Source organism: Microbacterium salitolerans (genome assembly GCF_019720895.1).
Taxonomy (GTDB): Bacteria; Actinomycetota; Actinomycetes; order Actinomycetales; family Microbacteriaceae; genus Microbacterium.
In genome coordinates, this window is sequence record NZ_JAHKSH010000003.1 from 17,234 (window position 1) to 30,750 (window position 13,517).

Below are 13,517 nucleotides of genomic sequence, written 5' to 3' on the forward strand. Positions count from 1 at the left end.
GGTGTGAACAAACAGGGGGAGTGGACGGATGACAGACGTCCCGGATGTGCCGATCTGGCGCCTCGTCATCGCGGAGCTCGAGAACGACGACCGCATCACGCCGCAGCTGGAGGGGTTCCTCAACCTCGCGGTCGCACAGGGCGTGATGGGCGGTGCGCTCTATCTCGACGTTCCCAACGACCTCACTGCGGGGCAGATCAACAAGCGCATGAGGGACCCCATCGTCGACGCTCTCAAGCGCATCGGCGATGACGTCACGTCGTTCCGCGTCGTGGTGAACCCCGAGCTCGCGGACCAGCCGTATGTGCCGGAGCCGAACCCGATCGGCGAGGAAGCGGCCATGCGCGACCACCAGCCGTCGGAGCGCACGGGCCCGCGGCCCATCGAGACGCCGCAGGTGCAGTCCCGCAGCGAGACGCGCCTCAACCCGAAGTACACCTTCGACAACTTCGTCATCGGCCAGTCGAACCGCTTTGCGCACGCGGCGGCCGTCGCGGTCGCGGAGGCGCCGGCGAAGGCCTACAACCCGCTGTTCATCTACGGCGACTCGGGTCTCGGCAAGACCCACCTGCTCCACGCGATCGGCGACTACGCGCAGAACCTGTTCCCCGGGGTGCGCGTCCGCTACGTCTCGAGCGAGGAGTTCACCAACGACTTCATCAACTCGATCGCGAACAACCGCGGTGCCGCCTTCAACGCGCGCTACCGCGACCTCGACATCCTGCTGATCGACGACATCCAGTTCCTGCAGGGCAAAGCCGAGACGCAGGAGACGTTCTTCCACACGTTCAACACGCTCCACGATCACGACAAGCAGGTCGTCATCACGAGCGATGTCGCGCCGCGCCTCCTGACCGGCTTCGAAGACCGCATGCGCTCGCGCTTCGAGTGGGGACTCATCACCGACGTGCAGGCGCCCGACCTCGAGACCCGCATCGCGATCCTCCGCAAGAAGGCGTCGAGCGAGCGGATCTACATCCCCGAGGACGTCATCGAGTACATCGCGTCGATGGTCTCGACGAACATCCGCGAACTCGAGGGCGCCCTCATCCGCGTCTCCGCGTTCGCGAGCCTGAACCGCTCGGACGTCACCCGCGAGCTCGCCGAGGGCGTGCTGCGTGACATCGTCGACAAGCCAGAGGACACGGTCGTCTCGCCGACCGACATCATCCAGGCGACGGCGAAGTACTTCAAGCTCACGGTCGACGACCTGTACGGGCCCGGACGCGCGCAGGCCGTGGCCCAGGCGCGTCAGATCGCGATGTACCTGTGCCGCGAGCGCACGAATCTCTCGCTTCCCAAGATCGGGCAGCTCTTCGGCGGACGCGACCACACGACGGTCATGTACGCGACCAAGAAGATCACCGAGCTCATGAAAGAGAAACGGCAGCTGTACAACCAGGTGCAGGAGATCACGGCGCAGCTCGGGCGCCGCTGACCGGTCGATCGACGGATCCTCCACAGACGGATCCGTGTCGGCGCGTCGCATCGGACGACTTATCCACAAGTTCTCCACAGGCCCTCGGTCATCGGACCGGGGGTCTTCTGCGTGATTCCGGGCATGTGCCGACGACCGCATGTGAACGGCAGGTGACGTATTCCCCAACTGAGGCTTGACACCCGCCGGGCCGACCCCTTAAGGGTTCTCCCCAGTGTGGACAACCTGTGGATAACTGTGGAGACACGCCTGTCAGTCTGTGCATGACACGCACCATGGTTGTGAAAACCGCTGTGAAACATCGAGCCACCCCTCGAGACACTTCCACCCGTCTTCCGCATCCCCTCCACAGATGACAACGATGTAGTTCGCTACTGCTCATTGGCTTCCACAGAGTTATCCACATTCTCCACAGCCGTTAACGCTGTTAAGAGATCTCTCTCATAGAAGGGGCTCCGATGACCATCGGTCGAACGGCGACTGCGGTCGGTCGACTCGAACCACTAGCATTGGTTCTCCGCGACATCGGCGCTTCCCTTGTGGTCGTCAACGGTGTCGCACTCGCTTCTTTCGCCACTTGAGGGGGAGTTACGTGAAGTTCCACGTGAACCGCGACGTCTTCAGCGAGGCGGTCTCGTTCGTCGTCAAGCTGCTGCCGCAGCGCAATCCGCAGCCGATCCTCGCCGGCGTGCTGATCGAGGCCGGCGACGACGGATCGCTCGCACTGTCGGCATTCGATTACGAGGCGTCGGCTCGCACGACCATCGAGGCGACCATCGACGAGCCCGGCACGATTCTCGTGCACGGTCGTCTGCTGGGCGACATCGCCAGCCGTCTTCCCAATGCGCCGATCGAGGTCTTCACAGAAGACGACGGCAACATCGCCGTGGTGTGCGGCCCCGCACGCTTCGCGCTCGCGTCGATGCCCGTCGAGGAGTACCCCGCGATCCCCGAGGTCACGGGAGAGTCCGGCCTCGTCCCCGGCGAGGACTTCGCGACGGCGATCTCGCAGGTCGCCTTCGCCGCGTCGCGCGACGACGTCACCCCGGTCCTCACCGGTGTGCAGCTCGCTGTCAACGACAACCAGCTCAGCCTCGTGGCCACGGACCGCTACCGCGTCGCGCTCCGCGACATCGACTGGGACGGCAGCCAGCACGACGCCTCGGCGCTTGTCCCGGCGCGCACGCTGAACGAGGTCGGCAAGACGTTCTCGCACGGCGGCAACATCTCGGTCGCGTTCTCCGGCGCCGGCGATCGCGAGATCATCGCCTTCACCGCGGGCAACAAGACCGTGACCTCGCTGCTCATCAAGGGCAACTTCCCCCCGGTGCGACGTCTGTTCCCCGAGCAGACCGGTCACTACTCGGTCGTCTCGACGAGCGATCTGCAGGAGGCTGTGCGCCGCGTGGCGCTCGTGCTCGACCGCTCGGCGCCGCTGCGCTTCACGTTCGGGCAGAACGAGGTCACGATGGACGCCGCCGGCGGCGACCAGGCTCGTGCATCAGAGTCCGTCGACGCGACGCTCACGGGAGGCGACGAGGTCACGATCGGGCTCAACCCGCAGTACCTTCTCGATGCTCTCGGCGCGGTGAAGAGCGAGTTCACGCGCATCACGTTCACCTCGAGCGACAACGCGAACAAGCTCAGCCCGATTCTGGTGACCGCGCAGACCTCGGTCGACGACGCCGCGAGCGACAACTTCAAGTACTTGCTGCAGCCCAACCTGCTGCTGCGTTGACCGGGAGTTTCGACGCGTGATCGTCGAACACCTGAGCCTCGTCGACTTCCGCAACTATGCGCAGGCCGAGCTCGAGCTGCGCCCGGGGACGAACCTGCTCGTCGGCCGGAACGGTCAGGGCAAGACCAATCTCGCGGAGGCGCTCGCGTACCTGGCGACACTCGGATCCCACCGTGTGTCCGCCGATGCGCCTCTCGTCCGCGAGGGCCGGGACGCGGCGTTCGTCCGCGCTCGCCTCGCGCACGGATCACGCAGCGTCATGCTCGAGCTCCAGGTCAACAAGCAGGGCTCGAACAAGGCGCGCATCTCGGGCAACCCCGTGCGTGCGAGCGAGCTGCCGCGCTACGCCCAGGTGGTGCTGTTCGCGCCGGAGGACCTCACGATCGTGCGGGGCGATCCGTCGTCACGTCGCCGATTCGCAGATCAGCTCCTCATCCAGCGCACGCCTCGCCTGGCCGGTGTGCTCGCCGACTACGACCGCACGCTGAAGCAGCGCACGACGCTGCTGAAGTCGGCCAGGGCGCGCGGTATGAAGGCCGATCAGCTCACGACGCTCGAGGTGTGGGACGACAAGCTCGTCTCGCTCGGCTCGCAGATCATCGATGCTCGCAGCCGGCTCGCCGTTGATCTCTCGGACCCTGTGGCTCGCGCGTACGCGGCGATCGCGGGCGCCGACCATGCTCCGGAGCTCGCCTGGGCGCAGTCGATCGCGGGTGCGGATCCGGAGGAGGGCGACGGATCCGCCGAGACGCCGACGACGAATCAGACGGCCGAGCAGTTCCGCGCGGCGCTCCAGGCGAAGCGCCCCCAGGAGGTCGAGCGCGGCCTCACTCTCGTCGGGCCGCATCGCGACGACCTCGTCCTGCGGCTGCGCGGCCTGCCGGTGAAGGGATACGCCTCGCACGGCGAGAGCTGGTCGATCGCGCTGTCGCTGCGTCTCGCGTCGGCCGAGCTGCTGCGTGCCGAATCGCCGGGCGGGGATCCGATCCTCATCCTCGACGACGTGTTCGCCGAGCTCGATGCCGCGCGTCGGTCCCGCCTCGCTGACGTCGTCGCCGGATACGAGCAGGTCATCGTGACGGCGGCTGTCGCGGGCGACATCCCCGACCCGCTGCGTGAGAACGCGGTGCGCATCGAGGGCGGCGAGATCCTCGGATCGCTCGCCGATCACCCGTTCGAGGAGGGCTCGTGACGGACGAGCGCCCGGACGGGATCCCCGAGACGATCGCGACCTATCTGCGGCTCCGCGGGCTGCCGCTCAGCAAGGCCGGGCGTCGGAAGAGCCGGCGCCGGCGCGGCGACCCCGACGGGAGCGAGCCGTTCGCGAAGGGCCGGGATCCGAAGCCGCTCGGCGACGCGATCACCGCGCTCACGATGTCGAGCGGATGGACGCCCCAGCTCGAGCGCGAGGACCTCGCGCTCAACTGGGAGGAGATCGCGGGCGCCGACAACGCGGCGCACTCGCATATCGAGACCTTCGCGCAGGGCCTCGTCGTCGTGCGATGCGACTCGACGGCTCGCGGGAAGCAGATGCACATGATGCGCGCGAACTTCCTGACGCGGATCCTCGAGCTCTATCCCGAGGCCGGCGTGAAGGAGATCCGCTTCTTCGGGCCGGACGTACCGTCCTGGAAACATGGCTTCAGACGCGTTCAGGGCCGCGGACCGCGCGATACCTACGGTTAGGACGGGTCGCATCCCGTCGGAGGGGCTTTTCTCGCGCGAGAGGGCCTGTCACGGCCTTTTCGACGTGCCCGAAAGGGTAAGCTGGGAGGCGCTGTCCGACCTAGAGGAGCGACACCTTCATGACGAGCGAGACCCCTGAGAACGAGCCTGAATCCACGACGGCCGAGACTGACGGAGAGCAGAAGCCCGTCCGGCCCGGAAAGGTCGAGAACGCTTACGGCGCCGACCAGATCCAGGTGCTCGAGGGTCTCGAGGCGGTGCGCAAGCGCCCCGGCATGTACATCGGATCCACGGGTCCGCGCGGCCTGCACCACCTCGTCTACGAGATCGTCGACAACTCGGTCGACGAGGCGCTCGCGGGCTACTGCGACACCATCACGGTGACGATGCTCGAGGACGGCGGCGTCCGCGTCGTCGACAACGGGCGCGGGATCCCGGTGGGCATGCACAAGGTCGAGAAGAAGTCGACGCTCGAGGTCGTGCTCACGGTCCTCCACGCGGGCGGGAAGTTCGGCGGCGGCGGGTACGCGGTCTCGGGTGGCCTGCACGGCGTGGGATCCTCGGTGGTCAACGCGCTGTCGACCCGACTCGAAGCCGTCGTGCGCACCGAGGGCAGCGTCTGGCGCCAGTCGTACTCGCAGGGCGGCGTGCCGCTCGGGCCCGTCGAGCAGGGTGAGGCGACCGACGAGACCGGCACGTCGATCACGTTCTGGCCGGATCCCGACATCTTCACCGAGACGGTCGAGTTCGAGTACGAGGTGCTCCGCACCCGCTTCCAGCAGATGGCCTTCCTCAACAAGGGCCTGCGCATCGAGATCTTCGACGAGCGCCCCACCTCGACCGAGGAGGTCGAGACCGAAGAGGGCGCTCCCATCTCGCAGCAGCGCCACGACGTCTTCCTCTACGAGCGCGGTCTCATGGACTACGTCGACTACCTCAACAACGCGCGCAAGGCCGAGCGCGTGCATGAGGAGATCATCAGCTTCGAGACCGAGGACACCGATCGCAAGATCGCTCTCGAGGTCGCGATGCAGTGGACGACGTCGTACAGCGAGAACGTGTTCACCTACGCGAACACGATCAACACGCACGAGGGCGGCACGCACGAAGAGGGCTTCCGTGCGGCGCTGACGACGTTGATCAACCGCTACGCGCGCACGAACAACATCCTCAAGGAGAAGGACGACAACCTCGCTGGAGACGACGTCCGCGAGGGCCTCACGGCCGTCATCTCCGTCAAGCTGAGCGAACCGCAGTTCGAGGGCCAGACGAAGACGAAGCTCGGCAACACCGAGGCGAAGAGCTTCGTGCAGCGCATCGTCGCCGACGAGCTCGGCGACTGGTTCGAGCGCAACCCGCAGCAGGCGAAGAACATCATCCGCAAGGCCATCGATGCCGCGACTGCGCGCATGGCGGCCCGCAAGGCCCGCGAGACCGCGCGTCGGAAGAGCGTGTTCGAGTCGGCGGCGATGCCCGACAAGCTCAAGGACTGCACCAGCAAGGATCCCTCGATCAGCGAGGTCTACCTCGTCGAGGGAGACTCGGCGGGCGGATCCGCCGTGAACGGCCGCAACCCCACGACGCAGGCGATCCTGGCCCTGCGCGGCAAGATCCTCAACGTCGAGCGCGCGCGCATCGACAAGGCCCTGGGCAACAAGGAAGTCCAGGCCATGATCCAGGCGTTCGGCACGGGCATCGGTCCCGAGTTCGACATCGAGAAGTCGCGCTATCACAAGATCGTGCTGATGACCGATGCCGACGTCGACGGCCAGCACATCACGACGCTGCTGCTGACGCTGCTCTTCCGCTACATGCGCGGGCTCATCGAGGCCGGCTTCGTCTATCTCGCGATGCCGCCGCTGTACCGCCTGAAGTGGACGAACGCCCCGCACGAGTACGTCTACAGCGATCGTGAGCGCGACGCCTTCTACGAGGCGGGCGTCGCACGCGGATGGCGTCTGCCCAAGAGCAACGAGGGCGGCATCCAGCGCTACAAGGGACTCGGCGAGATGAACGCGTCGGAGCTCTGGGAGACGACCATGGACCCCGAGACCCGCACCCTGCGCCAGGTCACGATCGAAGACGCCGCCGCCGCCGACGAGATCTTCTCGGTGCTCATGGGCGACGACGTCGAGTCGCGCCGCGGCTTCATCCAGCGCAACGCCAAGGACGTCCGCTTCCTCGACATCTGATCGAGCGGACTGCGAAGAAGAGACTGAAGACATATGACTGACATGGAACTGCCCCCGGAAGAGGGTCGTCCCGACCCCAACGCCGGCCACAACCACGGCCGGATCGACCAGGTCGACCTCCAGTCCGAGATGCAGCGCAGCTATCTCGACTATGCGATGAGCGTCATCATCGGCCGTGCGCTGCCCGACGTGCGCGATGGCCTGAAGCCCGTGCACCGTCGCGTGATCTACGGCATGTACGACGGCGGCTACCGCCCCGACAAGTCGTTCTCGAAGTGCACGCGCGTCGTCGGCGAGGTGATGGGTCAGTATCACCCGCACGGCGACAGCGCGATCTACGACACCCTCGTGCGCCTCGTGCAGCCGTGGGCGCTGCGCTACCCGCTCGCGCAGGGCCAGGGCAACTTCGGCACGCCGGGCAACCAGGGCGCCGCCGCCCCGCGTTACACCGAGACGAAGATGGCGGCGCTCGCGCTCGAGATGGTGCGCGACATCGAGGAAGACACGGTCGACTTCGAGGACAACTACGACGGGCGCACGCAGGAGCCCACGGTCCTCCCGGCTCGCTTCCCGAACCTCCTCGTCAACGGATCCGTCGGCATCGCCGTCGGCATGGCGACGAACATCCCGCCGCACAACCTGCGCGAGATCTCGAACGGCGCGCTGTGGGTGCTCGAGAATCCTGACCTGCCGCGTGAAGAGCTGCTCGGCGGCCTCATGCAGCGGATCCCCGGGCCCGACTTCCCGACCGGCGCGCAGATTCTCGGCAACAAGGGGATCCATGAGGCCTACCGCACGGGTCGCGGATCCATCACGATGCGCGCGGTGGTCAACGTCGAGGAGATCCAGGGACGCACCTGCCTCGTCGTGACCGAGCTGCCGTACCAGGTCAATCCCGACAACCTCGCCGTCAAGATCGGCGAGCTGGCGCGCGAGGGCCGCGTCACGGGCATCGCCGACATCCGCGATGAGACCTCGGGTCGCACGGGCCAGCGCCTCGTCGTCGTGCTGAAGCGCGACGCCGTCGCGAAGGTCGTGCTCAACAACCTCTACAAGCACACCGATCTGCAGACGAACTTCGGCGCGAACATGCTGGCGATCGTCGACGGCGTGCCCCGCACGCTGCCGCTCGACAAGTTCATCACGCTGTGGATCGCCCACCAGCTCGAAGTGATCGTGCGTCGCACGCAGTTCCGCCTCCGCAAGGCGGAGGAGCGCATGCACATCCTGCGCGGCTACCTCAAGGCCCTTGACGCGCTCGACGAGGTCATCGCGCTGATCCGCCGTTCGCCCACAGTCGACGATGCACGCGCGGGGCTGAAGAGCCTGCTCGACATCGACGACCTGCAGGCCGACGCGATCCTCGCCATGCAGCTGCGCCGGCTCGCGGCCCTCGAACGTCAGAAGATCGTCGACGAGGCCGAAGAGCTCGAGGCGAAGATCGCCGACTTCAAGGACATCATCGCGAGCGACGCGCGCCAGCGCGCGATCATCAAGTCCGAGCTCACGGCGATCTCCGACAAGTTCGGCGACGACCGCCGCACCGCGATCCTGCCGGGGTTCGACGGCGACGTGTCCATGGAGGACCTCATCGCGGAGGAGGAGGTCGTCATCACCGTCACGCGCGAGGGCTACGTCAAGCGCACGCGCAGCGACCTCTATCGCAGCCAGCACCGCGGCGGCAAGGGAGTGCGCGGCGCGCAGCTCCGCGCTGACGACGTCGTCGAGCACTTCGGCGTCACGACCACGCACCACTGGATCCTGTTCTTCACGAACACGGGCCGCGTGTACCGCGTCAAGGCGTACGAGCTGCCGGAAGCCGGTCGCGACGCCAAGGGCCTGCACGTCGCGAATCTCCTCGCGCTGCAGCCCGACGAGAAGATCGCCGAGGTCATCGAGCTCAAGAGCTACGACGCCGCGGAGCACCTCGTGCTCGCGACGCGCAACGGCCTCGTCAAGAAGACGCGCCTGACCGAGTACGACTCGAACCGTCAGGGCGGCATCATCGCGATCAACCTGCGCGACGGCGACGAGCTCGTCGATGCGATGCTCGTCAACAGCGACGAGTACCTCATGCTCATCAGCCGCAAGGGCATGTCCCTGCAGTTCCCTGCGTCCGATGACACGCTCCGTCCGCTCGGACGCTCGACGTCCGGTGTGAAGGGCATGTCCTTCCGCGACGACGACGAGCTCCTGAGCGCATCCGTCGCGAGCCCGGGAACCTACGTGTTCACCGTCACGAACGCCGGCTGGGCGAAGCGCACGAAGATCGCCGAGTACCGCGTGCAGGGCCGCGGCGGCCTGGGGATCAAGGTCGCGAAACTGCACGATGACCGGGGCGAGCTCGCGGGCGGTCTCATCGTGGAGGAAGAGGACGAGGTCCTCGTCGTGCTCGCCAAGGGCAAGGTGGTACGCTCGGCCGTTGCCGAGGTGCCCTCCAAGGGCCGCGACACCATGGGAGTCGTGTTCGCTCGTCCCGACAAGGGAGACCACATCCTGACCATCGCCCGCAACAGCGAGCGCGGGCTGGGCGCGGAGGACGAGGGTGCGGAACCGGCAGACGACACTGCTCCCGAGACCCCAGAAGGTGACGAATGAGCACGGTAGCCGACAAGCTGGCTAAGAAGTCCGCCCAGAAGACGAAGTCGAAGCAGGTGCGCCTGCGCCTGGTGTACATCGACTTCTGGTCGGCAGTGAAGCTGTCCTTCCTAGTCGCGATCGCCGTGGCGATCGTGACGCTGGTCGCATTCATCCTGATGTTCCTCGTGATCCAGTCGACAGGCCTCATCGCCCAGGTGGACGAGTTCATCGGCAGCTTCAGTGATGGTCGCTTCTCCATCGAGGCCGCGGTCGGATTCCCGCAGGTGTTCGCCTTCGGATCCGTCGTCGCGATCCTCAACCTCATCGTCGTCACGGTGCTCGGCGCCGTCGCGGCCGGCATCTACAACATGAGCGTGAAGATCACCGGCGGCGTGCTCGTCGGCTTCACCTCGAACTGACGCTTCGCAGAGGCGCCCCGGGCTACGGCCCGGGGCGCCTCTGCGTGCGCCCGCGTCGGAGAAATCCCTTCGATCGGACGTCCTTGCGTTGAGGATCCGATCCTGTGGAGATCTCCGACGCTGTGTGCCCTCAGGCGGCGAGGTGGAGGCCCTGAGCGACCGCCGAGAGGATGAGCTCCTGCACCCTCGGCCAGTCGTCGACGATCTGGCGGTATCCGACGCGGATCACGTGATAGCCCATGAGGCGCAGGACCGCGTCGTGCTCGTTGTCCGACAGCCGCTGCGCGTCGACGTGATGCCCGCCGTCGATCTGCAGCACGAGTCTGTCGCCGATGAGCAGATCGACGCGGTGGCGTGCGATCCACACCTGCTGCCGCAGGGGGAGGTTCAGCCAGCGCAGGCGCGGGATCACCACCGACTCGAGGCCCGAGTCGGAGAACCAGCTCATCTCGGCGATGATTCTCCGGGCCTGGGGGCCGAACGGGAGCCGCCTGAGGATGTCGCGGGCGATGAGATCCTTTCGCGCCGCCGACTCCCACACGACCAGCGCGCGCTCGTAGGGCTGACACGACGCGATGTATCCCAGTGCGTTCGCGAGGCTGTCCTCGAGGGCATGTCGCGGTCGGGGTGAGACCGGCTGGCCCCAGTGCACGTGGGCGCCGGTCGTCCCGAGGACGCGCCCCTTCGGCGGCGCGGCCACGTGCGGATCCGGCGCACCGAAGGTCCACAGTCCGATCCTCTCCGCCCGCGTGACGCAGGTGATCGTGACTCCCAGCGTTGCCGCGCGCTGCAGCATCGGATCCGCGCTCGGCAGGGCGATCCATCCGCGCCTCAGCCTGATCACGGATTCTGTGCAGAGTGCGCGCCGCAGCTCGTGTCGGGTGACGCCCGCGTCACGAAGGTCGTCGGTCGCGGCGACGCCGTGTCGCGCATCGAGTTCACGCAGGAGCTTCATGTCCGGAACTCTCACAGACCTCCGGAGAGACACATGCGCCGCAGACCCCGAAAGTGGAATAACTCGGAGGATCCCGCATCTGTGGACACGCTGCCTCGGCCGAGCCTGGAGCTGCGCGCGTCGCCCGATCGGAGAAATCCCTTCGATCGGACGTCCTGGCCGTGAGGATCCGATCCTGTGGAGATCTCCGACGCTGCGACCGCGGCACGCCCGGGCGGCAGGGCTGAATTGGAAGACGCGGATCCGGTGATGTATGCTCTTGCAGGTTGGCAGGTCGTCCTGCTGGTGTCACGGGGCTATAGCTCAGGCGGTTAGAGCGCTTCACTGATAATGAAGAGGTCCCAGGTTCAAGTCCTGGTAGCCCCACTCCACCCCATTCGGGGCCTTAGCTCAGTTGGTAGAGCGCCTGCTTTGCAAGCAGGATGTCAGGAGTTCGAATCTCCTAGGCTCCACAATTGAAGACGTACTAGAACTCCTGACATCAGTTGATGTCGGTTCTGGTGTGAGGGCGGCGAAGGGCTCAGCGAGTCGGATCGTCGCCCTTTCGTCTTCGCTGATCTCGATGCCGTTGGTGAATGCTTGGTTCGCGAGCCGTTTGCCTTGGTCGTTCGTGCGGGCGTAGAGCGTGGCGCAGTCGACCAGCAGGCCGAGGGCCGTGCTGAATTGTTTACGGGCTCCGGTGTGGTGGTCGTGTTCGCTGGCGAGGAGGCGGTCGATGTCGGCGAGGCCGGTGCGGATGCGGTCTTGGTGGCGTTTGAGGGTGTCGAGGTCGATGGCGTCGGCGAAGTGCGCGGCCAGGAGCTTGTCGCTCTCGTTCTGGAGTCGCTGGCGGTTCTCGGTCAGCTCGGCCAGTTCCTGGGAGCGGGAGGCGAGGCGTTCATCGAACGCGGCCTGGACTTGCGCGGCGAGGGCGGTGTACTCGGCCTCGGTGATCGCGATGTCTTGGTAGCAATCGGCGACGAGTTGCTCGGCGACGCCGATGGGTACGGCGCGGCGAGTACAGCTCTTGCGTTTGGAGGCCCGGCCGGAGCAGACGTAGTAGCCGTATCGGACGCCTTGCTTGTTGGCTGGGTAGTCCAGTTGCATCCGTGACCCGCATGTCCGGGTCTGCTGAACGGATAGGTGACATCTGAGATGGCGTGCCCGGAGGGCGTGCCTGGAAGGATGACACCATGCCCGCTCCCTACCCTCAGGAGTTCCGCGACGACGTCGTGCGCGTCGCGGAGAACCGTGAGTCCGGCGTCACGATCGAGCAGATCGCGAAGGACTTCGGCGTTCACCCCATGACGCTGCAGAGGTGGCTCCAACGCGCTCGCATCGACCGCGGCGACACGGATCCGACCACCGCGATGCCGACCACGGCGCAGACCGAGCAGCTGCGCGAGGCCAACAAGCGCACCCGTCTCCTCGAGCAAGAGAGCGAAGTCCTCCGCCGAGCGACCGCGTATCTGTCCCAGGCGCATCTGCCGGGAAAAGGCTCTACCCGCTCGTGACAGAGCTCGCCGTCGACGGGATCCCCGTCGCGGTGACGTGCCGGGTACTGAAGCTCGCTCGCCAGCCGTACTACCGCTGGCTGAAGAGCCCAATCACCGAGGCTGAACTGACCGAGGCGTATCGCGCGAACGCGCTGTTCGACGCCCACCGGGACGACCCGGAGTTCGGGCACCGGTTCCTCGCCGACGAAGCTCGTAACGCCGGGGAGGCGATGTCGGACCGGACGGCGTGGAAGATCACCTCGCAAAACGGCTGGTGGTCGGCGTTCGGGAAGGAGAAGGCCCGCGGGGCGGGCAAGAGGCCTGGTCCGCCCGTGCACGACGATCTCGTGCAACGAGAGTTCGTCGCCGATGCGCCGAACCGGCTGTGGCTGACGGACATCACCGAGCACAAGACCGGCGAGGGCAAGCTCTACCTCTGCGCGATCAGGGACGCCTTCTCCGGCAAGATCGTCGGCTACTCGATCGATTCGAGGATGAAGTCCCGCCTGGTCGTGAACGCCATCGACAACGCAGTCGCGTTGCGCGGTGACGTCGCCGGCTGTGTCGTTCACAGCGATAGAGGAAGCCAATTTCGCGCTCGGAAGACCGTCTGCGCGCTGGCCCGTCACAGCCTGGTCGGATCGATGGGCAGAGTCGGCGCGGCCGGCGACAACGCCGCGATGGAATCGTTCTTCAGTCTCCTGCAGAAGAACGTCCTCAACCGGCGATCCTGGGCGAGGCGCGAGCAGCTGCGCATCGCGATCGTGACGTGGATCGAACGCACCTACCACCGGCGCAGGCGGCAGGCCCGTCTGGGGAAGTTGACCCCGGTCGAGTTCGAGGCCACGATGAGACCGCCCATGGCCCTCGCGGCCTGACTAACCCCTGTCACCTACCCGTTCAGCAGACCCGACGAGTGGGTGAAAATCCCGCATGTCTCTACTGATCAGCGACTCGGTGCTAACCATGCGACGCGAGGGGTGCAGTTGCTGTGCAGCGGTGGTGGCAAGGGCAGGTTGCAGTCCGTGATGAAG

Annotated in this window: 9 protein-coding genes, 2 tRNA genes and 1 pseudogene; 10 read left to right on the plus strand and 2 right to left on the minus strand. The window is 66.3% G+C overall.

Annotation, left to right across the window (positions count from 1 at the left end; translation table 11 throughout):
• The first annotated feature begins 28 nt into the window (after window positions 1-28).
• The 7 genes from dnaA (at window position 29) to KOL93_RS06675 (ending at window position 10,053) form a co-directional block, all read left to right on the plus strand.
• Window positions 29-1,438, plus strand: coding sequence for a chromosomal replication initiator protein DnaA (dnaA, locus tag KOL93_RS06645; RefSeq protein WP_221584570.1), 1,410 nt, complete (start codon window positions 29-31; stop codon window positions 1,436-1,438).
• 592 nt (window positions 1,439-2,030) lie between these two features.
• Window positions 2,031-3,176, plus strand: coding sequence for a DNA polymerase III subunit beta (gene dnaN, locus KOL93_RS06650; RefSeq protein ID WP_221584571.1), 1,146 nt, complete (start codon window positions 2,031-2,033; stop codon window positions 3,174-3,176).
• A gap of 16 nt (window positions 3,177-3,192) precedes the next feature.
• A complete protein-coding gene (gene recF, locus KOL93_RS06655; RefSeq protein ID WP_221584572.1) occupies window positions 3,193-4,368 on the plus strand; it encodes a DNA replication/repair protein RecF in 1,176 nt (391 codons plus the stop codon).
• Complete coding sequence (locus KOL93_RS06660) at window positions 4,365-4,862, plus strand: DciA family protein (protein WP_221584573.1); 498 nt, start codon at window positions 4,365-4,367, stop codon at window positions 4,860-4,862. Before recF ends, KOL93_RS06660 begins: the two co-directional genes overlap by 4 nt.
• Window positions 4,863-4,981: 119 nt before the next feature.
• The gene (gene gyrB, locus KOL93_RS06665) at window positions 4,982-7,054 is read left to right on the plus strand and encodes a DNA topoisomerase (ATP-hydrolyzing) subunit B (protein ID WP_221584574.1); all 2,073 of its coding nucleotides are present in this window, start codon (window positions 4,982-4,984) and stop codon (window positions 7,052-7,054) included.
• A gap of 33 nt (window positions 7,055-7,087) precedes the next feature.
• On the plus strand, window positions 7,088-9,652 hold the full coding sequence (gyrA, locus tag KOL93_RS06670) for a DNA gyrase subunit A (RefSeq protein WP_221584575.1): 2,565 nt from the start codon (window positions 7,088-7,090) through the stop codon (window positions 9,650-9,652).
• Entirely contained in the window at window positions 9,649-10,053 is a 405-nt protein-coding gene (locus KOL93_RS06675) for a DUF3566 domain-containing protein (RefSeq protein WP_221584576.1), read from the plus strand. The genes gyrA and KOL93_RS06675 overlap by 4 nt, the downstream gene beginning before the upstream one ends.
• A 130-nt stretch (window positions 10,054-10,183) precedes the next feature.
• Here the strand turns inward: KOL93_RS06675 and KOL93_RS06680 are convergent, their stop codons facing one another.
• Window positions 10,184-11,008: an endonuclease domain-containing protein gene (locus tag KOL93_RS06680; protein WP_221584577.1), complete on the minus strand. Its 825-nt coding sequence runs from the start codon at window positions 11,006-11,008 to the stop codon at window positions 10,184-10,186.
• Window positions 11,009-11,300: 292 nt separating this feature from the next.
• On the opposite strand from KOL93_RS06680, the gene KOL93_RS06685 reads away from it, so the two are divergent.
• Window positions 11,301-11,374: transfer RNA gene (locus KOL93_RS06685), tRNA-Ile, on the plus strand.
• A gap of 13 nt (window positions 11,375-11,387) precedes the next feature.
• Window positions 11,388-11,460 (plus strand) — tRNA-Ala (locus tag KOL93_RS06690).
• A 559-nt stretch (window positions 11,461-12,019) separates the two neighbouring features.
• Here the strand turns inward: KOL93_RS06690 and KOL93_RS16430 are convergent.
• Window positions 12,020-12,094: pseudogene (locus tag KOL93_RS16430) on the minus strand (hypothetical protein); the annotation flags it as partial.
• An 86-nt stretch (window positions 12,095-12,180) separates the two neighbouring features.
• Between KOL93_RS16430 and KOL93_RS06700 the strand changes: the two are divergent.
• Window positions 12,181-13,361 (plus strand): IS3 family transposase gene (locus tag KOL93_RS06700; RefSeq protein ID WP_221584579.1). Its coding sequence is split into 2 segments (ribosomal slippage): window positions 12,181-12,477 and window positions 12,480-13,361, totalling 1,179 coding nucleotides; the frame shifts between segments, so codons are not numbered across the junction.
• Window positions 13,362-13,517 lie beyond the last annotated feature (156 nt).

What these genes read in the sequence shown, in the direction of transcription:
- dnaA (WP_221584570.1), top strand. Translation starts at nt 29, where the DNA reads ATGACAGACGTCCCGGATGTGCCGATCTGGCGCCTCGTCATCGCGGAG.
- gyrB (WP_221584574.1), top strand. Translation starts at nt 4,982, where the DNA reads ATGACGAGCGAGACCCCTGAGAACGAGCCTGAATCCACGACGGCCGAG.
- gyrA (WP_221584575.1), top strand. Translation starts at nt 7,088, where the DNA reads ATGACTGACATGGAACTGCCCCCGGAAGAGGGTCGTCCCGACCCCAAC.
- KOL93_RS06675 (WP_221584576.1), top strand. Translation starts at nt 9,649, where the DNA reads ATGAGCACGGTAGCCGACAAGCTGGCTAAGAAGTCCGCCCAGAAGACG.
- KOL93_RS06680 (WP_221584577.1), bottom strand. Translation starts at nt 11,008, where the DNA reads ATGAAGCTCCTGCGTGAACTCGATGCGCGACACGGCGTCGCCGCGACC.